The sequence below is a fragment of the Pseudarthrobacter sp. TE9888 genome, from assembly GCF_056279345.1.
In genome coordinates this window covers 3,552,068-3,571,142 of the sequence record NZ_JBWBRD010000002.1, presented here as the reverse complement: position 1 = coordinate 3,571,142, position 19,075 = coordinate 3,552,068, and the positions used below count along the sequence as shown (strand labels likewise).

At 66.4% G+C, this 19,075-nt stretch carries 18 protein-coding genes; 7 read left to right on the top strand and 11 right to left on the bottom strand.

The annotated features are described in order from the left end of the window. Positions 1-6: 6 nt before the first annotated feature. The 3 genes from ACZ9J7_RS17010 to ACZ9J7_RS17000 form a co-directional block, all read right to left on the bottom strand. Positions 7-858, bottom strand: a complete 852-nt coding sequence (locus ACZ9J7_RS17010; protein ID WP_141160460.1) for a transglutaminase family protein — start codon at positions 856-858, stop codon at positions 7-9. Further along, positions 855-1,781: an alpha-E domain-containing protein gene (locus tag ACZ9J7_RS17005; protein ID WP_141160461.1), complete on the bottom strand. Its 927-nt coding sequence runs from the start codon at positions 1,779-1,781 to the stop codon at positions 855-857. The genes ACZ9J7_RS17010 and ACZ9J7_RS17005 overlap by 4 nt, the downstream gene beginning before the upstream one ends. A gap of 75 nt (positions 1,782-1,856) precedes the next feature. Then, complete coding sequence (locus ACZ9J7_RS17000; RefSeq protein ID WP_307356585.1) at positions 1,857-3,413, bottom strand: circularly permuted type 2 ATP-grasp protein; 1,557 nt, start codon at positions 3,411-3,413, stop codon at positions 1,857-1,859. Between the two features lie 113 nt (positions 3,414-3,526). Here ACZ9J7_RS17000 and ACZ9J7_RS16995 point away from each other — a divergent pair, with 113 nt between their 5' ends. Further along, positions 3,527-4,585 (top strand): YeiH family protein, encoded by a 1,059-nt coding sequence (locus ACZ9J7_RS16995; protein WP_476211057.1) that lies wholly within the window; start codon positions 3,527-3,529, stop codon positions 4,583-4,585. 33 nt (positions 4,586-4,618) lie between these two features. Continuing rightward, entirely contained in the window at positions 4,619-7,252 is a 2,634-nt protein-coding gene (gene pepN, locus ACZ9J7_RS16990; protein ID WP_476211056.1) for an aminopeptidase N, read from the top strand. A gap of 109 nt (positions 7,253-7,361) precedes the next feature. On the opposite strand, the gene ACZ9J7_RS16985 is transcribed toward pepN, so the two are convergent. From ACZ9J7_RS16985 to ACZ9J7_RS16965, 5 genes are all read right to left on the bottom strand, one after another. After that, positions 7,362-8,468 carry a lipoate--protein ligase family protein gene (locus ACZ9J7_RS16985; protein WP_476211055.1) on the bottom strand — a complete coding sequence of 369 codons (1,107 nt, stop codon included), beginning with the start codon at positions 8,466-8,468 and terminating at the stop codon, positions 7,362-7,364. Positions 8,469-8,556: 88 nt separating this feature from the next. Continuing rightward, on the bottom strand, positions 8,557-8,814 hold the full coding sequence (locus tag ACZ9J7_RS16980; protein WP_018761303.1) for a type B 50S ribosomal protein L31: 258 nt from the start codon (positions 8,812-8,814) through the stop codon (positions 8,557-8,559). Between the two features lie 176 nt (positions 8,815-8,990). Next, on the bottom strand, positions 8,991-9,800 hold the full coding sequence (locus ACZ9J7_RS16975; RefSeq protein WP_476211053.1) for a TrmH family RNA methyltransferase: 810 nt from the start codon (positions 9,798-9,800) through the stop codon (positions 8,991-8,993). Positions 9,801-9,807: 7 nt separating this feature from the next. Then, positions 9,808-10,593 (bottom strand): sulfite exporter TauE/SafE family protein, encoded by a 786-nt coding sequence (locus tag ACZ9J7_RS16970; protein ID WP_476211051.1) that lies wholly within the window; start codon positions 10,591-10,593, stop codon positions 9,808-9,810. A gap of 20 nt (positions 10,594-10,613) precedes the next feature. Beyond that, on the bottom strand, positions 10,614-11,399 hold the full coding sequence (locus tag ACZ9J7_RS16965; protein WP_141181567.1) for an ABC transporter ATP-binding protein: 786 nt from the start codon (positions 11,397-11,399) through the stop codon (positions 10,614-10,616). 125 nt (positions 11,400-11,524) lie between these two features. Between ACZ9J7_RS16965 and serB the strand changes: the two genes are divergently transcribed. Then, a complete protein-coding gene (gene serB, locus ACZ9J7_RS16960) occupies positions 11,525-12,418 on the top strand; it encodes a phosphoserine phosphatase SerB (protein ID WP_476211049.1) in 894 nt (297 codons plus the stop codon). Positions 12,419-12,488: 70 nt separating this feature from the next. Here serB and ACZ9J7_RS16955 read toward each other — a convergent pair whose 3' ends face one another. Both ACZ9J7_RS16955 and ACZ9J7_RS16950 read right to left on the bottom strand, forming a co-directional pair. Next, positions 12,489-13,241 (bottom strand): SDR family oxidoreductase, encoded by a 753-nt coding sequence (locus tag ACZ9J7_RS16955; RefSeq protein ID WP_476211047.1) that lies wholly within the window; start codon positions 13,239-13,241, stop codon positions 12,489-12,491. Positions 13,242-13,381: 140 nt separating this feature from the next. Then, positions 13,382-14,107 (bottom strand): beta-ketoacyl-ACP reductase, encoded by a 726-nt coding sequence (locus ACZ9J7_RS16950; protein WP_476211045.1) that lies wholly within the window; start codon positions 14,105-14,107, stop codon positions 13,382-13,384. 153 nt (positions 14,108-14,260) lie between these two features. Here ACZ9J7_RS16950 and ACZ9J7_RS16945 point away from each other — a divergent pair, with 153 nt between their 5' ends. The 3 genes from ACZ9J7_RS16945 to ACZ9J7_RS16935 are packed head-to-tail and all read left to right on the top strand — an operon-like array spanning position 14,261 to position 15,831. After that, positions 14,261-14,692: a DUF3099 domain-containing protein gene (locus ACZ9J7_RS16945; protein ID WP_476211043.1), complete on the top strand. Its 432-nt coding sequence runs from the start codon at positions 14,261-14,263 to the stop codon at positions 14,690-14,692. After that, complete coding sequence (locus ACZ9J7_RS16940) at positions 14,689-14,952, top strand: hypothetical protein (RefSeq protein ID WP_476211042.1); 264 nt, start codon at positions 14,689-14,691, stop codon at positions 14,950-14,952. The genes ACZ9J7_RS16945 and ACZ9J7_RS16940 overlap by 4 nt, the downstream gene beginning before the upstream one ends. Next, the gene (locus ACZ9J7_RS16935) at positions 14,953-15,831 is read left to right on the top strand and encodes an SURF1 family cytochrome oxidase biogenesis protein (protein ID WP_476211040.1); all 879 of its coding nucleotides are present in this window, start codon (positions 14,953-14,955) and stop codon (positions 15,829-15,831) included. A 363-nt stretch (positions 15,832-16,194) separates the two neighbouring features. On the opposite strand, the gene ACZ9J7_RS16930 is transcribed toward ACZ9J7_RS16935, so the two are convergent. Beyond that, the gene (locus tag ACZ9J7_RS16930; protein ID WP_476211038.1) at positions 16,195-17,793 is read right to left on the bottom strand and encodes an ABC-F family ATP-binding cassette domain-containing protein; all 1,599 of its coding nucleotides are present in this window, start codon (positions 17,791-17,793) and stop codon (positions 16,195-16,197) included. Positions 17,794-18,000: 207 nt separating this feature from the next. Here ACZ9J7_RS16930 and ACZ9J7_RS16925 point away from each other — a divergent pair, with 207 nt between their 5' ends. Further along, entirely contained in the window at positions 18,001-19,065 is a 1,065-nt protein-coding gene (locus ACZ9J7_RS16925) for a spore photoproduct lyase family protein (RefSeq protein ID WP_476211036.1), read from the top strand. The last annotated feature ends 10 nt before the right edge of the window (positions 19,066-19,075 follow it).

The window sequence follows — 19,075 nt, the reverse complement described above, 5'->3', positions numbered from 1 at the left end:
CATGCGTCAGGCGAGCTGGGTGATCTCCACGCTGACCTTCAAGGCCGAGCCGCCGCCCCCGGACAGGATCCCCTTCAGCGGGGGGACGTCCCGGTAGTCGCGGCCCCTGGCCACGGTGACATGGAAGTCACCGGCAGGTTTGTGGTTGGTGGGGTCCCAGCTGCGCCAGTCCCCGTCCCACCATTCGAGCCAGGCATGTGATTGCCCGGCCACCGTCTCGCCGATCCCGGCGCTGGAGCGGGGGTGCAGGTACCCGGAGACATAGCGGGCCGGAATGCCGCAGCTGCGCAGGGCGCCGATGGCCAGGTGCGCCAGGTCCTGGCACACCCCCTGGCGCTGGCCCCAGGCTTCCTCCGCGTTGGTGGTAACGGCGGTGGAGCCGGACATGTAGGTCATCTCCCCGCGCATCCAGGCGAACACCGCCATGGCGGCCTCGTGCGGGTTCTTCCCTGCCACGACTCCCGGGATGATTCCCAGGACTTCTTCACCGGGCCCGCTGAGCCGGGACTGGGGCAGCCAGTCACTGAATGCGTCGAGGGTTTCGGGAGATGCCAGCTGGTCCCAGCCCACAATGTCCGCCTCGGCAGGAATCTTCTCCGCCCTGTGCACCTCCACGGTGATGTTGGAGACCACCTCGAGGTTTTCATGCGGCATCTGCATGTCGAAGGCCGTGACCCGGGTTCCCCAATAGTCGCGGTAGGTGCTCACTGCCGCCTGCGAGGGAGAGACCTTCACCACGGACTCCAGCACCACCTGCTGCGAATCCGTCAGCGGCGTCATCCGGGCCTCGTTGTAGGAGAGGGTCACCCGCTTGTTGTACTTGTAGGCCGTCCTGTGGACGATGCTCAACCGGGTCATGACACTTCTCCCACCCAGGCAAGTTCGTCCGCCTGATTGAAGTACTTACGGGAAATGGCGTCCGAGGCCTGGGACACGGCCTTCTGCACGCGCTCCATGTGTTCGGGCAGCTCGGACATGAGGTCGTCAGTGCGGTGGAACTCAAGGAACGTGCGGGCCTGGCCCACGATGCGGCGCGCATCGTTGATGAAACCCACGCGCTGGGCGGAGGGGTCCAGCTTGGCGAGGCACTCGTCGGCATCGCGCAGCGCGTAGACGATGGACCGCGGGAACAGCCGGTCCAGGAGCAGGAACTCGGCGGCGTGCTGGTCTCCGAACGCGGCGCGGCGGGTGCGGAGGAAGGATTCATAGGCACCGGCGCAGCGGAGCATGTTCACCCACGACATGCCGGCGGAGAGGACATCCCGGGTGGAAAGCATCCGCGCCGTCATGTCCGCGCGCTCCAGCGAACGGCCCAGCACCAGGAAGAGCCAGCTCTCGTCGTGGCTCACGGTGGTGTCGGCAAGCCCGCTGACCATCGCGGTACGCTCCAGGGTCCAGTTGCAGAACCGGTAGGTGCCCACCACGTCCTTGCGGTGCTGGCTCAGCCCGTAGTACGTGGTGTTCAGGCTTTCCCACAGCCCGGAGGATACGGTCTCGCGGGCGCGGCGGGCGTTTTCGCGGGCGGCCCCCAGTGAACCGGCGATCGAGGTGGCGCTGGTCTTGTCGTACGCCAGGGCGTGAAGGAGTTCCGGCAGGCCGAAATCCTCGCTCTGCGGTTTGGCTCCCATGACGGCCAGGAGTTCCTGCGCCACGCTCTTCCGCTCCTCCATGGGGAGGTGGTTGAGGCGTTCCAGGTGGACATCCAGGATGCGGGCGGTACCGTCGGCCCGCTCCACGTAACGGCCGATCCAAAAAAGGGACTCGGCAATACGGCTAAGCATTCGCGGCTACCTCCTGCGTGCCCGGAATGTTGACAGGGAAAGGCCCGACGGCGGCAACGTCTTCATGTGCGCGCCTCACTGCTGCTGCTCCGACTGGCGATCCCGCCAGTTGCTCTCCACCGGCCAGACGGAGACGCGTTCGCGGACCGTGACGGACTGGCGGGGCATGGTTTCCACCGGCATCTGCGGCGAGTCGGCAAGGACCCAGGTGTCCTTGGAACCGCCGCCCTGGCTGGAGTTCACGATCAGGGAGCCTTCTTTCAGTGCAACGCGGGTGAGGCCTCCCGGGAGCACCCAGACGTCGTCGCCGTCGTTCACCGCGAAGGGACGCAGGTCCACGTGGCGCGGGCCGAACTTGTCCCCGCCCAGGGTGGGAACGGTGGAGAGCTGCAGCACCGGCTGGGCGATCCAGCCGCGGGGATCGGAGATGATCCGCTGGCGGAGGGCGTCCAGTTCGTCCCGGGAGGCATCCGGGCCGATGACCAGGCCCTTGCCGCCGGAGCCGTCCACCGGCTTGACCACCAGTTCCGCGAGGTTGTCCAGGGTGTACTCCCTGGCCTCCTTTTCCTCGAGGCGGTAGGTGTCCACGTTGGCGATGATGGGCTCCTCGCTGAGGTAGTAGCGGATCAGGTCAGGCACGTAACTGTAAACCAGTTTGTCGTCGGCCACGCCATTGCCTACCGCGTTGGCGATCGTCACGCCGCCGGCGCGGGCAGCGTTGACCAGGCCGGGGCAGCCGAGCATCGAGTCGGAACGAAACTGCAGCGGATCAAGGAAGTCATCGTCAATGCGCTTGTAGATCACATCCACCCGCTGCTCGCCGGCCGTCGTTCGCATGTACACGCGGTTTCCGCGGCAGATCAGGTCGCGGCCCTCCACGAGCTCAACGCCCATGAGGCCGGCCAGGAGGGTGTGCTCGAAGTAGGCGCTGTTGAAGACGCCCGGGGTCAGGACGACGACGGTGGGATCGTCCACGCCGGCGGGCGCGGTTTTGCGCAGGGCCGAGAGCAGCCGGCGCGGGTACTCTTCCACCGGCCGGATGAGCTGCTGGCCGAACGCTTCGGGCAGGCCCTTGGCCATGGCGCGCCGGTTCTCCAGCACGTAGCTGACGCCGGAGGGAACGCGGACGTTGTCTTCCAGGACCCGGAAGGTGCCGGCCGCGTCCCGGACAACGTCGATGCCGGAAATGTGCACCCGGACCCCGCCGGCCGGTTCGAACCCGTGGACCTGCCGGTGGAAGTGGGCGCTGGTGGTCACGAGCTGGCGGGGAATCACGCCGTCGGACACCACGGTCATCTTGTCGTAGACGTCGTTCAGGAAGGCTTCCAGGGCACGGACGCGCTGGGCCACGCCGCGTTCCAGGACGTCCCACTCAGCCGCGGGGATGACCCTGGGCACGATGTCGAGGGGGAAGGGCCGTTCCTCGCCCGCGTAGTCGAACGTGACCCCGCGGTCCAGGAAGGTGCGGGCCATGGAGTCCGCGCGTGCGCTCACGTCCGCCAGAGAGAGCTTCCGGAGGGCCTCCGCCACCTGCCCGTACGAGTCCCTGGCCTGTTGCCCCGGGGCGAACATCTCGTCGTACGCTCCGGTGCGGCCTGCGGCCTCGGAGTAATCCTGGAATAGGTCTGACATGTCCAATAGCCAACCATCTTTTTGTTTCGAGTTCATTACTGCCATCCATTCTGGCGTGTTGTCGCCGGCAGTCCGGTTCGTACTTTACTGGCCTCGTCGGGCACAGTAGGTGAGTGCCAGTCAGCAGAAGCGTCCCCGAGCCGGGCCACGGCCGTTTCCGGCCGCTTGCGGCGCAGCTGGCTCCGGGCCTGCTGACGGCGGCAGCCGCCGTTGCGCTGGCGTTCCTGGTGCACGGGCTAGTGCCGGCATTGCCTGCGATGACCCTGGCGGTGGTCCTTGGCGTCCTTGCCGCCAACCTGCCCGGTACGGCGGGCTGGACCGGGGGCCGCGCCCGCGCGGGGCTGGACTTCGCTGGCAAGCACCTGATGCGCGGCGGGATTGTGCTGCTGGGACTGAAAGTCAGCATCATGGACGTCCTTGACCTGGGGTGGCTGTCCCTTGTCCTGATCGTGGCCGTCGTGGCGGCCAGTTTCGGCGGCACGTATGCCATCTCGCGCCTGTTCCGCCTCCCGCCGGTAACGTCGCTGCTGGTGGCCACCGGGTTCTCCATCTGCGGCGCGTCAGCCATCGGCGCCGTGGCCGCCGTCCGCCGCATCCGGCACGCGGAAACCGTGCTGCCTGTGGCCCTGGTGACGCTTTGCGGCACCCTTGCCATCGGCGTACTGCCCCTCCTCGCCCACCCCCTGGGACTGACGGCCACGGTCTTCGGGGCCTGGACCGGGGCGTCCGTTCATGACGTGGGCCAGGTGGTGGCCACAGCACAAACCGCAGGGACTGCCGCGCTGGCAATCGCCGTCGTCGTCAAGCTCACCCGGGTGCTGCTGCTGGCACCTGTGGCCGCAATCGCAGGCGTGCACCACAGGAAGGGTGAACGGGCCCTGGGCGCAGCCAACGGCACCACATCCAGGATGCCGCCCGTGGTGCCGCTGTTCGTGCTGGGCTTTGTGGCGATGGTGGCGCTGCGGTCCTCCGGCTGGCTGGCGCCGGCCTGGCTTGATATCGGCGCCACGCTGCAGGACATCCTCCTGGGGGCGGCCCTGTTCGGGCTGGGATCGGCGGTGCGGATCCGCACACTGCTGCATACGGGAGGCCAGGCGCTCCTGGCCGCGCTGGCGTCCTGGCTCCTGATTGCCGTGCTGGGCCTGGCGGCCGCCTTCCTGATCGCGGGCTGAGCGGACGCGCCGGCAGCGTGATTAGATAGCCGGGTGTCACATGAGAATCTGCAGCGCCGCGAAGCCGCCGAACGTTCAGCCCTGATCAGGACCACCAGCTACGACGTCTCACTCGATGTGCGGCAGGCAGCAGATCCGGCCGTCCCCGGCTACACCAGCCGCAGTGTCATCACCTTTACCGCCGAGCCCGGCAGCAGCACCTTCCTGGACTTCATCGGCAGCAGCGTCCACAGCGTCCTCCTCAACGGCAGGAGCCTGCAGGTCGGGGATGTGGTGGACGGCGCACGGATCAGGCTGGACAACCTCGGGGCCGAGAACCAGGTGGCCGTGACCGGCACCGCCCTTTACAGCCGCTCCGGTGAAGGCATGCACCGGTTCGTTGACCCCGCCGACGGCCAGACCTACCTGTACACCCAGTACGAGCCGGCTGACGCGCGCCGGGTCTTCGCCAACTTCGAACAGCCCGACCTGAAGGCAACCTATACCTTCCACGTGACGGCCCCGGCGGAGTGGAAGGTGGCCTCCAACGGTGCCGAGGTGGCCCGGACCTTACTGACCAGCGATCCGGCGACGGCCTGCTGGGACTTCGCCACCACCCTGCCGATGTCTACTTACATCACCAGCATCCTGGCCGGCCCCTATTTCAGGGCGGAGGACCGCTGGGAGGGAACGCTCGACGACGGCAGCAAGCTGGACGTTCCGCTGGGGCTCTACTGCCGGGCTTCCATGGCGAGATCCTTCGACACCGAAGAGCTTTTCGGCCTCACTAAGAAGGGCCTGGACTTCTTCAACCGGCTTTTCGATTTCCCGTACCCGTGGGGCAAGTATGACCAGGCGTTCGTCCCCGAATACAACCTGGGTGCCATGGAGAATCCCGGGCTGGTGACGTTCACCGAGAGCTACGTCTTCACCTCCCGCGCCACCGACGCCCAGTACCAGGCACGTGCCAATACCCTGATGCACGAGATGGCGCACATGTGGTTCGGGGACCTGGTGACCATGCAATGGTGGGATGATCTCTGGCTGAAGGAATCCTTCGCCGACTACATGGGCACGCTGGCCGTGGACCGGGCGACGGACTGGGACACCGCCTGGGTCAACTTCGCCAACAAGCGCAAGGCCTGGGCCTACGTGCAGGACCAGCTGCCCACCACGCACCCCATCGTGGCGGACATCCCGGACCTTGAAGCGGCAAAACAGAATTTCGACGGCATTACCTACGCCAAGGGCGCCTCGGTCCTCAAGCAGCTGGTGGCCTACGTGGGGTTCGACGCGTTCATCGCCGGTTCCCGGGAGTACTTCCGCAAACACGCCTATGGGAACACCTCGCTGGCTGACCTCCTGGCCGTCCTGGATGCCGCCTCCGGCCGGGATTTGTCCGGCTGGGCGCGGCAGTGGCTCCAGACATCCGGACTCCCCACCCTGTACGTGGAGGCCACCCAGCAGGGAACCGACGACGACGGCGTGCTGGGGCAGGTTGCTATCGTCCAGGCGGGGGTGGACCCGGTCACGGGACGGGAAGAGCTGCGTCCGCACCGCCTGCGCGTCGGTTCCTACGACTTCGCCGCCGACGGCGCCCTGGTGCGGACCGGAACCATAGAAACTGACGTGGCCGGTGAACGGACTGAACTCCCCCAGCTCGCCGGCCAGCGGCGGCCCGCGCTCCTGCTGGTCAACGATGACGACCTGACCTACGCCAAGGTCCGCCTGGATCCTGCCTCCGAGGCCACTGTGCGCGCCTCGCTGGACCGCATCGCCGATCCCATGGCCCGGGCCCTGTGCTGGACGGCGCTGTGGAACTCGGCACGGGACGGCGAAAGCCCCGCATCAAAGTACGTGGACGCCGTGACAGCCTTTGCTGTGGCTGAGACGGGCATCGGCGTGCTCCTGAACGTCCTCGACAACGCCGCCACCGCCGTCGAACGCTACACGCCCGCCGGCACCCGTGTCAGGGTGCGCGCATCCTTCCTGGCGGCGGCCGCCGCCGAGCTGGACCGGTCCGCCCCGGGTTCGGACCAGCAGCTCGCCTGGGCCCGCACCGTCGCTGCCCTCAGCAGCCATGACGGGGCCCTGCTCCCCCGGCTCCGCGGGCTTCTGGACGGCACATCAGCCGTCGAGGGGCTGGCGGTGGACGCCGACCTCCGCTGGCAGCTTTGGCATGCCCTGGCAGCCAACGGCCAGGCCTCCGCAGCGGAGCTCGACGCCGAACTGGGCCGCGACACCACAGCCTCCGGCCGGGCGGGGCACGCAACAGCCATGGCGTCCAGGCCCGATCCCGATGTCAAGGCTGCGGCGTGGGAGGCGGCCGTCCACGGGACCGGGCTGTCCAACCAGCTCCTGACCGCCACCATCAGCGGATTCACCACCGCCCCGCCGGCGCTGCTGGAACCCTACGTGGAGCCCTACTTCGACTGCCTGCGGACTGTGTGGGACTCGCGGAGCATCGAGATCGCCAGCCGGATTGTCCGGGGCCTCTACCCCGCAGCCCAGGACCTCCCGGACGGCGGGGCGCCCAAAGACCACCCCGTAGTCCGGCGGACCGATGCCTGGCTGGACGCTAACCCGGACGCCCCGCACGCACTGCGCCGGATCATCGTGGAGCAGCGCAGCCACTTGCTGCGCGCACTCACGGCACAGGCCGCCGTCGTTCCCCCACCGGCCCCCTAACCTCGCTGCGCTCGGCTAGGGTACCCTGCCGGCGTGGGCCCACTCATCGGTTGCTGAGTAACTGCCGTTTTGGGGCCCCAAAACGGCAGTTACACAGCAATGGATGGAGCTAGGGGACGCGGTGGAGCCATTCCGGGGTGCCAAACTTCGCCGCCACCCGGTCCTCGGCAGCTGCGAGCTCGTGTCCGGCCAGTGTTGACGGCGTGGCGCCGTAGCGCTCGCTGAAGACCTCGATCATGGCCTCGATGATGGCCGTGCGGGCCAGGCCGGTCTGGCGGCGCAGCGGATCCACCCTCTTCTTGGCGCTCCGGGTGCCCTTGTCGGAGAGCTTCTCCTTGCCGATCCGGAGGACCTCCACCATCTTGTCGGCGTCGATGTCGTAGCTCATGGTGACGTGGTGCAGCATGCCGCCATTGGCCAGGCGCTTCTGGGCGGCGCCGCCGATCTTGCCCTGGTCCGTGGCGATGTCGTTCAGCGGGATGTAGAACGCGTTGATGCCCAGCCGTTCCAGCGCCGCCATGACCCAGGCGTCAAGGAAAGGGTAGGAATCGGCGAAGCTCAGTCCGTCCACCAGGGTCTGGGGCAGGTAGAGCGAGTAGGTGATGCAGTTGCCGGCCTCCATGAACATCGCTCCGCCGCCGCTGATCCGGCGCACCACGTTGATGCCGTGCCTGGCCACGCCTTCGGGATCCACCTCGTTCTGCACAGACTGGAAGCTGCCGATGACCACCGACGGTTCCTGCCAGTCCCAGAACCGGAGGGTGGGTGTGCGCTCCCCCGCCCCCACGGCCTCGGTGAGCACCTCGTCCAGGGCCACGTTGATTTCCGTGGGAAGCACGGTGGGAGCGATGACGTTCCACTCGTGGTCTCCCCAGGAGGTCGCCTTGGCCAAGGCACGCCGGACCGTCACGGCAACCGCGTCCGCGGAGAAGCCGAACAGCACGGCTCCGGCCGGCAGGGCGGCTGTGACGGCGGCAGCGAGGTCTGCGGCCGGTGTGGTGTCCGGAAGCCCGGTCAGCGCGCGGTTGATGTCCTCCAGGGCCTCGTCAGGTTCCAGGAAAAAGTCGCCGCTGACGGAGACGTTTGCCAGGGCGCCGTCGACCACCGCCAGGTCCACCACCACCAGCTTGCCGCCGGGAACCTTGTACTCCCCGTGCAGGCGCTGGTTGCTGTCGGCATTACTGGCAGGAAATCCGGACTCGCTCATGCTTCCCATCCTGCCCCAGAATGCAGGTGCGCCGTTAACGCGGAAGGCCCGCACCGTTTCCGGTGCGGGCCTTCTGCAAACAAGCTTGGCGAAGGAATTACTTCTTGCCGCCGAAGCCCTTGAAGCGAGCGTTGAAGCGCTCGACGCGGCCTGCAGAGTCCATGATGCGCTGCTTGCCCGTGTAGAACGGGTGGGACTCGGAAGAGATTTCGACGTCGATGACCGGGTAGGTGTTGCCGTCTTCCCACTCGATGGTCTTCGAGGAAGACACAGTGGAGCGGGTCAGGAACTTGGTGCCGGAGGCCAGGTCGTTGAAGACAACAGCTTCGTACTTCGGGTGGGTATCAGACTTCATAATGGGACCTTTGTTCGCGCAACTGGATTTTGCCAGCTGCCAGGTATGAATGGGATGGCTGCGGTCTGTCGCATCAGCCGAAGCCGAAAAAGCAGGACAACCAGCTATCAATCATAGCCGATGACGATGGGGCTGACGAACCAGCCGCATCCCCCGGCATATGGCGCCCCCGCAGGTCAGCGGCGGACGCGCAACTCCCAGAAGGCGACGGCCGAGGCAGCCGCAACGTTCAGCGAATCCACGCCGTTGCGCATGGGGATTTTGACAGCGAGATCTACGGCGGCGAGAGTCTCCGGGCTCATGCCGGCACCCTCGGTGCCAAGCACCAGGGCGAGCTTGTCCACGTTGCGGGAGGCGACGGCGTCGAGGTCCTCAGCGTCCGGCGTCAGTTCCAGCGCCGCAACGCTGAAGCCGTGGTCCTTGAGTACCTGGAGGTCGCCGGGCCAGTCCTGCAGGCGGGCCCAGGGAACCTGGAACACGGTGCCCATGCTGACCCGGACGCTGCGGCGGTACAGCGGGTCCCCACAACGGGGCGAGACCAGTACGGCGTCGATGTCCAGCGCCGCCGCTGAACGGAAAATGGCGCCCACGTTGGTGTGGTCCACGATGTCCTCCAGCACAGCCACGCGGCGCGCCCCGGCGAGGAGGTCCGGCAGCGGCACCGGAGCCGGGCGCTGCATGGCCGCCATGGCGCCGCGGTGCAGGTGGAACCCGGTGATTTCCTCCAACAGGGCAGCAGTGCCGATGAAAGCCGGAACGTCCGGGTATGCCTGGAAGACGTCCTCGAGGTCCGCCATCCACTTCTCCGCGAGGAAGAATGACCGGGGCTGGTGGCCGGCGGCAAGGGCGCGGCGAAGGACCCGCGAGGACTCGGCAATGTACATCCCCTCGGCTGGTTCCCGGAGCTTGCGCAGGTGCACGTCGGTCAGGGTGGTGTAATCGCTGACCCGCGGGTCAGCGGCGGATTCGAGGTAGTGGAAGGTCACCGGCTGATTATTTCAGCAGGTTGGCGATCATGACGGCGAGGGCCACGATGCCCAGGCTGAAGATCACGGCGCGCAGGACCCGCGGCGAAAGCTTCCGGCCCACCTTCGAACCAACCAGGCCGCCGATGGTGGAGCTGATGGCGATCAGCAGCACCACGAGCCAGTTGATGCGGTCGAAGGCAAACAACAGGTAGGAGATGGCAGCCACCATGTTCACGCCGAGGACCAGGATGTTCTTCATGGCATTGGCGTTCTGGATGGTGCCTGTGAGGAACACGCCGAGGATCCCGACCAGCAGGATTCCCTGCGCCGCGACGAAGTAGCCCCCGTAGACCCCGGCCAGGTAGACCAGGACCACCAGGAGGAACACGTGCCGTTTGTCGCGGACCGCATGTTCGGGGTTGGCCTCGCGGTTGCGCACCCAGTCCTGGAGCCGCGGCTGGAACACCACCATCAGCAGTGCAAGGACCAGGAGGACCGGGGCGACGTAGTGGAAGACCTTCTCCGGCAGGTGCAGCAGGAGCCAGGCGCCGGTGACGCCGCCCAGGACCGAGGCGGGAAGGAGCCGCAGCACCTGCCGTCCCCGGCCGGCCAGCTCGCGGCGGTATCCGAAAGCGCCGGCGCCCGTTCCGAACACCAGGCCCATGGCATTGCTCATGGAGGCGGTCACCGGAGCGACGCCCAGGGCGATGAGCACCGGGAAGGTGACCAGGGTGCCGGATCCCACCACCGCGTTGATGGTGCCGGCCCACAGGCCGGCGATGAACACAATGATGCTGCTGAAAAGTTCCAAGGTAGTAGCGCAGGCCCTGTCTAGCGGCGTGCTGTGGCGGTGTAGCGTCCCGCGTTTTCGGAGACATCCAAAGGAAGCCCGAAGGTGGTGCTCAGGTGCTCTTCCGTCAGGACCTCGGTGATGGGTCCGGCAGCCACTACGCCGCCGTCGCGCAGCAGCATGGCGTGCGTAAAGCCGGGCGGGACCTCTTCGAGGTGGTGCGTGACCAGGACCATGGCCGGAGCCGACTCGTCACGGGCCAGCTCGCCCAGTTTGTGGACCAGTTCCTCGCGGCCGCCCAGGTCCAGTCCGGCGCCGGGCTCATCCAGCAGCAGCAGTTCGGGGTCGGTCATGAGGGCCCGGGCGATCTGAACGCGCTTGCGCTCCCCTTCGGACAGGGTGGCGAACGTCCTGTTCAGCAGCGGGCCCATGCCCCAGTCGTTCAGGAGCCGGAAGGCGCGCCGTTCGTCGTCGCGCTCGTAGCCTTCCCGCCAGCGGCCGGTGACGCCGTAGGCGGCAGTGACCACGACGTTGAGGACGTTCTCGTGCTCCGGGATCTGGGTGGCAAGTGCAGCCGAGGAAAGCCCGATGCGGGGGCGAAGCTCGAAGACGTCGGTACGGCCCAGCGTTTCGTCGAGGATTCCGGCCTTGCCGCTGCTGGGGTGCAGGCGGGCCGCGGCGATCTGGAGGAGGGTGGTCTTTCCGGCGCCGTTGGGTCCCAGGATGACCCAGCGTTCGCCTTCGTTGACCTGCCAGTCGACTTTGTCCAGCAGGGTCTTTTTACCTCGGACAACGCTGACGGAGTCCAGTTCCAGAACATCACTCATAGGAATAGACACTAGGACAAAAAAGAGGACGACTGATAACCGGTGTAAAGGGCCCCGAAGGGTTCCGCTGCGCACGCCCGCAACGGATTCAGGGCACCCCACCCGCGCTGGCTAAGATTGCAGGCATGACTTCGAACGTGACTGCGGTCAGCTATGGCCTGAATATGACCCCCGCCGGGCTGGAGCAGCTGCGTTCCGTCCTTGCCTCACACGGCGCGGAAGTGCTGTCCGAATCCTCCGCCGGTGACACCCGGTTCGGAGTCCAGGTCCTTGACCTGGCCCTTCCCGATGCCACGGCCGCGGGCCTGGACGCCCTCCGCCGGGCCGTGGCGGATGCCGCAACCGGTGGTTTCGACACCGCCCTGGTGCCATGCGGGCTTCGCTCCGCTGCCCGGAAGCTGCTGATCATGGATGTGGACTCCACCCTGATCCAGCAGGAGGTCATCGAACTCCTGGCCGCGTACGCCGGCAAGCGTGAAGAGGTGGCGGCCGTAACAGAAGCTGCCATGCGCGGCGAACTCGACTTTGCCCAGAGCCTCCACGCGCGGGTGGCCGTGCTCGCGGGGCTGCCCGCCGACGTCGTCCATTTCGTCCGCAAAGAAGTGAAGCTCAGCGAAGGTGCCGATCAGCTCGTGGCCGCCTTCAAAGCGGCTGGCCACATTGTGGCTGTGGTGTCCGGCGGCTTCAACCAGATTCTGGAACCTATTGCCGGGGACTTGGGCCTGGACTACTGGCAGGCCAACGAACTGGAAATTGTCGACGGCGCGCTGACCGGCAAGGTGTTGGGCGCGGTGGTGGACAGGGCGGCCAAGGAGAAATACCTGCGGGAATGGGCTGCGGCCGAGGGCATTGCGCTTGAACACACCATCGCCGTGGGCGATGGCGCCAATGATTTGGATATGCTCGGCGCCGCCGGAATCGGCGTGGCCTTCAACGCCAAGCCCGCTGTCCGCGCCGTGGCCGACGCCGCCCTGAACATGCCTTACCTGGACGCCGTCCGTCACATCGCCGGGGTCTGAGGCGTCCCTGACGGATGACGGCAAAATGCCCGGTGCAGTCGCACCGGGCATTTTGTTTGCTGAATGCTGGCTACTGGCCGCTCTTGCCGAAGTAGTCCGCTCCGCCGGCGTACTCGGTGTGGCCGGATTCGACGTCGGCCGTTGCCATCCCGGCCACAACCTGCGCGAACTCCTCCACTGAGTACAGCTTGCCGGCCTCCGCGCGGCGGGCCTCGATGGCGCCCGGGGTGGAGCGGTCCAGGAGCGTGGCGGTGACGGTCCCTTCGATCATGTCCCCGGAGACCACCACCAGGGAGATGCCCTTGTCGGCCAGGTTGGGGATCAGGTCCCGCAGCGCGTCCTCGCCGGCTCGCTTGCTGCGGGCCACCGGCTCGTAGGCCGGCATGGTGGGGACGGTGTCGATGAAGTGGGCCTGGTGGCTGGTCACGAAGACCACGCGGGAGCCTTCCTTCATCAGGGGCACGGCGGCGTTGAGCATGTTCACCTGGGCGTCGCGGTTCAGCTTGAGCGCATAGTCCTCCCCCATCCCGGTTTCCATGCCGCCGGACGCGTTGAGGACCAGGAGGTCCAGGGAGCCGAAGTTCTCCATGGCGGCGCTGGCCAGGGCCTGCACACCTTCCTGGGTGGTGAGGTCCGCCCCGACGGCGACGGCGCGGCCACCGGCAGCTTGGATGCCCTGGACCACTTTGTTGGCGCGCGGCGCCTTCTGGCGGTAGTTGACCACGACGGCGGCGCCCTCCGCAGCGAGGATCTTGGCTACGTCGGCGCCAATGCCCCGCGATGATCCGGTGACGATCGCCGTCTTGTTGTCCAGCAGTCCCATACGAGCTTCCTTTGTTCGAAACGTCTAAATTGTTGTGGCCTGCAGTCCATCATGCCAGCGGACGTTGCCAACATCCTTTGTCTGACTTCGACAAATAAGGACGTCAGGGCTAGTTTCCTGCAGCGGCGGAGGCCGAAGGGTCAGTGGCCCATGCCCAGGCCGCCGTCCACCGGAATAACCGCACCGGAGATGTACGCGGCTTCGTCGCTGGCGATCCAGCGGACCACGTTGGCCACCTCGGCCGCTTCGGCGAAACGGCCGGCGGGGATGCTGGCCAGGTAATCCTTCTGGGTGGCCTCGGGGAGCTCGGCGGTCATATCCGTGTTGATGAACCCTGGTGCCACCACGTTGGCGGTAATGCCGCGGGACCCGAGTTCGCGGGTGAGCGAGCGGGCGATGCCCACCAGTCCGGCCTTGGACGCGGAGTAGTTGATCTGTCCGGGGGCGCCGTACAGGCCTGAGACCGAAGAGATGAGGACCACGCGGCCCTTGCGCAGCCGGATCATGCCCTTGGACGCCCGCTTGATCACGCGGAAGGCGCCGGTCAGGTTGGTGTCAATGACAGAGGTGAAGTCATCCTCGCTCATGCGCAGCAACAGGGTGTCCTTGGTGATGCCGGCGTTGGCCACCAGGACTTCCACCGGACCTTGGGCCGCTTCCACTTCCTTGAAGGCGGCGTCCACGGAAGCCTCGTCGGTAACGTCCGCCTTGACGCCAAAGATGCCCTCCGGCAGCTGGGTTTCGCTGCGGTAGGTCACAGCCACCTTGTCACCGTTGGCGAGGAACGCCTGGGCGATGGCCAGGCCAATACCGCGGTTGCCGCCGGTCACCAGGACGCTGCGGGGTGCGGAAGCTGTTTCAGTCATAAAAGGGCTCCGGAATTCTGCGGCAGGCTGCGCCGCGGTAGCGGGGTGTGGTTTGGGCTGCCTCCGATCTTAGCTGCAGGCTCCCGGCGGGTTTGGGCAGCACTGCCGATGGTGCGAGAATTAAGGGAAGCCTTTGGAGCGTGATCATTCACCGTGACCCTTGAAAACCATGCGGGACACTCCGCGCCCGAAGAACCGGGCCGGTTCTCCGGCGACAGCGAAGTCCACAGCATCACTGACGCCGCCGGCGCGCATTCGGAGGATATGCGCCAGCGGATGATCAAGTATGCCCTGGCCATGGGCATCCGCATGGTGTGCCTGATCCTGATATTCGTGGTGGATGGCTGGTTGAAGATCATTGCGGTGGCGGGGGCTGTGTTCCTGCCCTGGATCGCCGTGATCATCGCCAACGGCAGCGACAAAGCCGAGACGCCCAGTGACCTGCTGCTGGACTCCGCGCCGCTGGCCGAGCTGGAAAGCCCTGCAGCCCCGGTGGAGGACGACGAACCGGGAAGCGCCGTCCTGCAGGGCGAGCTGGTGAAGGACGAGGACCCGGAGCACGGGGAGGAGCGGCAGGCATCATGAGTATTTTCGATTTCGCGGCAGGATCGGACCTGGCCTCGGAGGCCGGCGCCGTTTGCTCACGGAAGGCATGCAGGGCCCAGGCATCCTGGCAGCTTCTCTGGAACAACCCGAAAATCCATGCCCCCGAGCGCCGCAAGACCTGGCTGGCCTGCGCCGACCACCGGGACTGGCTGGAGGACTACCTGCAGACGCGTGGCCTCTGGAAGGAAACCCTCCCGCTCGACGCCCCCGGGGAAGCCTCACTGGAGCAGGACATCTGAATGTACCGTTTCCTCTTTTCCAGCAAGTGGCTGGGCTATCTCCTGCTGGCCGCGGTCTTTGCCACCGCGTGCGTGTTCCTTGGCCGCTGGCAGATGGACCGTCGCGCCGAGACCCTGGCCGAGATCAACCGCGTCGTGAGCAACTACTCGGCCGCTCCCATTCCCTTTGCCCAGGCACGGGACCAGTTCACCCAGCTTGACCCCGCCAAAGAGTGGACCCAGGTGGAGCTGAAGGGCTCCTACGACGCCGCCGGCCAGCGGATTGTCCGCAACCGGCCGCTCAACGGGCAGCCCGGGTACGAGGTGGTGGTCCCGTTCCGTCTCGCCAATGGGGAAACGGTGGTCATCGACCGCGGCTGGCTGCCCATCGGCAACAAGAATCCAGGCAGCCCTGACTCCGTTCCCGTCCCGCCCTCCGGTGACGTGACCGCCGTCGTCCGTTTGAAGCATGGTGAGCCGGAGCTGCAGCGCGGGGCGCCCGAGGGGCAGCTGGCATCCATCGACCTTCCCACCTACTCCGCGCAGCTGGGTTATCCGATCTTCACGGGCGCCTACGGCCAGCTGGCCTCGGAGACGCCGGCGCCGGCGGATACGCCGGTTGCCTTCCCCAAGCCGTCCACTGACGAGGGGACGCACTTGTCCTACTCGCTGCAGTGGTTCGCATTCGGGGTTCTGATGTTCGTAGGCTTCGGCTACGCGGCGCGGCAGCAGGCACGTAACGCAGCCATCGACGCCGAGGACCAGGACGAGACGGTCCTGGACGGGGCGGTCCACTCCGCTGTCCCTGCGGCCCGCCGCCAGCCCGCACCGCCGCGCAAACGGAAGAAGGCGACGGCAGAGGAAGAAGAAGACGCCCTCCTGGACGCGCAGGGGTACTAGGACGTGGAGAAGCGCGACGGCGGTCCCTTAGCCAGTTGCGGTTCTTCCGTCCGCTTCGCAACGTGCGTGATTTCCCGCGTGCTGGCTCGTTCGTCGCCTTGACGCACGCTACGTAAATCACCCACGCTGCTGCGCTCGTGCCAGGCAAGCCAGCGCGAACGCCAGAGGGGTCACCCCGACCTGACCAGCCGAACCCGGCAACGATAGTGGAACCACGCGGCCTGCGAGTGGTCAAGGCCTTGCGTGCTGAGTAACAACCTCATCAGCTGCCACGACTGCGTGGGGCAGGAAGTGAGGTGTCTTGAACTCACCCGGAGGCTCACGCGGCCGGGGGTGCGAACGCAGCCCTCACTCTCAGGACAGCTAGGCCAGGGTGATCAGGTCCAGGTAGTCCTCGTTCCAGAGGTCTTCCACGCCGTCCGGAAGCATGACGACCCGTTCGGGGTTCAGCGCCTCGACAGCACCTTCGTCGTGGCTGACCAGGACGACGGCGCCGGTGTAGTTCCGGAGCGCGCCGAGGATTTCCGCGCGGCTGGCGGGGTCGAGGTTGTTGGTGGGCTCGTCGAGGAGGAGCACATTGGCGCTTGAGGCCACGATGGTGGCCAGGGCCAGGCGTGTCTTCTCACCGCCGGAGAGTACGCCTGCGGGCTTGTCTACATCGTCGCCGGAGAACAGGAATGAGCCCAGGATGCCGCGGACCTCGGCGTCCTTCATGTCCGGCGCGGATGAGCGCATGTTTTCCAGTACCGTGCGGTTGTGGTCCAGGGTCTCGTGTTCCTGGGCGTAGTAGCCCACCTTCAGGCCGTGGCCGGGAATGACCTCGCCGGTGTCGGGGGCATCCACGCCGGCGAGCATGCGCAGCAGGGTGGTCTTGCCGGCACCGTTGAGGCCCAGGATGACCACCTTGGAGCCGCGGTCGATGGCCAGGTCCACGTCCGTGAAAATCTCCAGCGACCCGTAGGACTTGCTGAGCCCGTCCGCAGTAAGCGGGGTCTTGCCGCAGGGTGACGGGTCCGGGAACCGCAGGGCTGCCACGCGGTCCTGCTCACGGACAGCTTCCAGTCCGCTGAGCAGCCGCTCGGCGCGTTTGGCCATGTTCTGCGCGGCGACGGCCTTGGTGGCCTTGGCCCGCATCTTGTTGGCCTGGTCCATGAGGACCTGCGCCTTCTTTTCGGCGTTGGCCCGTTCACGCTTCCGGGCCCGCTCGTCAGTCTCGCGCTGGAGGAGGTAGCGCTTCCAGTCCATGTTGTAGAAGTCGATCTGGGCGCGGTTTGCGTCCAGCAGGAACACCTTGTTGACGGTGGCTGCAAGCAGGTCGGTGTCGTGGCTGATCACGATCAGGCCGCCTTGGTGGTTCTTCAGGAAGTCACGCAGCCAGGCGATGGAATCGGCGTCGAGGTGGTTGGTCGGTTCGTCCAGGAGCATGGTTTCGGCATCCGAGTACAGGATGCGGGCCAGCTCCACGCGGCGCCGCTGTCCACCGGAGAGCGTCTTGAGCGGCTGGTTCAGCAACCGGTCAGGCAGGGCAAGGTTGGAACAGATCGACGCCGCCTCGGCCTCGGCCGCGTAGCCGCCGGCGGCGAGGAACTCGGACTCCAGCCGGTCGTAGCGGTTCATGGCCTTGCGCTGGACGTCTGCGTCATCGCTCGCCATTTCGTCATGCGCCTTGCGCAGTTTACCGACGACGACGTCCAGGCCGCGGGCGGAGAGGATGCGGTCCCGCGCCAGTTGCTCCATGTCGGGGGTCCTCGGATCCTGGGGCAGGTAGCCGATTTCGCCGCTGCGGGTCACCTTGCCGGCGGCTGGGAGCCCTTCGCCCGCGAGGACGCGGGTCAATGTGGTCTTGCCAGCACCGTTGCGGCCCACAAGGCCGATCTTGTCCCCTTTATCGATGCGGAAGCTCACCTGGTCCATGAGGAGCCGGGCACCGGCGCGCAGTTCAAGATCCTGGACAGTAATCACAGCAGGTAAGGCCTTTCACAACAGGGAACGCCACGGTCCGCGCATTGTGTGCGAAGGGACGCTGGGGCAGAGTGGCCGGAAAACGGCACACTTCAGTCTACCGTCCGGCGGACCAGGCCAGTTTCAACAGCAGAAACTCCACAGCCCGGCGATGGGCCATGGGCTTAACTGCGGGTTGCGCCGCAAAGGTTCAAGCAGAATGGGGTCATGGAATTTGATCGGCTGCTGCAGATCCGGCGTATCTACGCGCAGCCGGCCGCCCTGGAGCTGCCACGTGGCCGGGAGATTGTCGCGCGCTGGCCAGGAGCCGACGTCGTACTGGTGGACAGCCACTGGAACATACCGGACCTGCATGGTGACGAAACCAACGTGCCGCGCTGGTCCCGGATCAAAACGGAAGCGCTGGTGCTGGGGGTCAAAAAGTCGTTGACCGTCAAACCGAATGGCCGCTCGGCGGATTTCATTGCGCCTTCCACGGCGAACGGCTGCGCGATGGCGTGCGCGTACTGCTACGTTCCGCGGCACAAGGGTTACAGCAATCCAATTACGGTGTTCGCCAATATCGACCAGATCGCTGCGGCCCTTGAGCGGCACGCCACCCGCCAAGGGCTAAAACTGGAGCCCAACCAGTGCGACCCGGAACTGTGGGTGTACGACATCGGCGAGAACAGCGACTGCTCGGTGGACGCGCTTCTCAGCGACAACGTCCAGGAGCTTGTGGGACTCTTCCGCGAACTGCCCAACGCCAAGCTGTCCTTCGCCACCAAGTTCGTCAATCGGGGGATGCTGGCGTGGGACCATGGCGGCCACACCCGGATCCGCTTCTCCCTGATGCCGGCGGATCTGGCCAGGTCCATTGACGTCCGGACCTCGCCCGTGGCGGAAAGGATGGCAGCGATTAATGACTTCGTCGACGCCGGCTACGAAGTGCACGTGAACTTCTCCCCCGTCATCATCACCGACACCTGGCTGGCCGACTGGGAAGAACTTCTCCGCCGGCTCGACGCGACATTGACCCGGGCAGCCAAGGCCCAGCTCGCGGCGGAGGTCATCTTCCTGACCCACAACGAGCAGCTGCACGAAGTCAACCTGGGCTGGCACCCGCAGGCCGAGAAGGTCCTGTGGCGTCCCGGCCTGCAGGAGTCGAAGACATCCTCCAACGGGTTCAACAACGTACGCTACCGGGCCGGGGCAAAGGCCGGCTATGTTGCGCAGTTGAGCGCACTCATCCAAAAGATCACGCCGTATTGCCGTATCCGTTACGCGTTCTGAAACGCGCAAC

Excerpts from the sequence above, each read along its gene's own strand:
- ACZ9J7_RS17010 (WP_141160460.1), bottom strand. The coding sequence starts at position 858 with ATGACCCGGTTGAGCATCGTCCACAGGACGGCCTACAAGTACAACAAG.
- ACZ9J7_RS17005 (WP_141160461.1), bottom strand. The coding sequence starts at position 1,781 with ATGCTTAGCCGTATTGCCGAGTCCCTTTTTTGGATCGGCCGTTACGTG.
- ACZ9J7_RS17000 (WP_307356585.1), bottom strand. The coding sequence starts at position 3,413 with ATGTCAGACCTATTCCAGGATTACTCCGAGGCCGCAGGCCGCACCGGA.
- ACZ9J7_RS16985 (WP_476211055.1), bottom strand. The coding sequence starts at position 8,468 with ATGGGAAGCATGAGCGAGTCCGGATTTCCTGCCAGTAATGCCGACAGC.
- ACZ9J7_RS16980 (WP_018761303.1), bottom strand. The coding sequence starts at position 8,814 with ATGAAGTCTGATACCCACCCGAAGTACGAAGCTGTTGTCTTCAACGAC.
- ACZ9J7_RS16965 (WP_141181567.1), bottom strand. The coding sequence starts at position 11,399 with ATGAGTGATGTTCTGGAACTGGACTCCGTCAGCGTTGTCCGAGGTAAA.
- serB (WP_476211049.1), top strand. The coding sequence starts at position 11,525 with ATGACTTCGAACGTGACTGCGGTCAGCTATGGCCTGAATATGACCCCC.
- ACZ9J7_RS16955 (WP_476211047.1), bottom strand. The coding sequence starts at position 13,241 with ATGGGACTGCTGGACAACAAGACGGCGATCGTCACCGGATCATCGCGG.
- ACZ9J7_RS16950 (WP_476211045.1), bottom strand. The coding sequence starts at position 14,107 with ATGACTGAAACAGCTTCCGCACCCCGCAGCGTCCTGGTGACCGGCGGC.
- ACZ9J7_RS16940 (WP_476211042.1), top strand. The coding sequence starts at position 14,689 with ATGAGTATTTTCGATTTCGCGGCAGGATCGGACCTGGCCTCGGAGGCC.
- ACZ9J7_RS16935 (WP_476211040.1), top strand. The coding sequence starts at position 14,953 with ATGTACCGTTTCCTCTTTTCCAGCAAGTGGCTGGGCTATCTCCTGCTG.
- ACZ9J7_RS16925 (WP_476211036.1), top strand. The coding sequence starts at position 18,001 with ATGGAATTTGATCGGCTGCTGCAGATCCGGCGTATCTACGCGCAGCCG.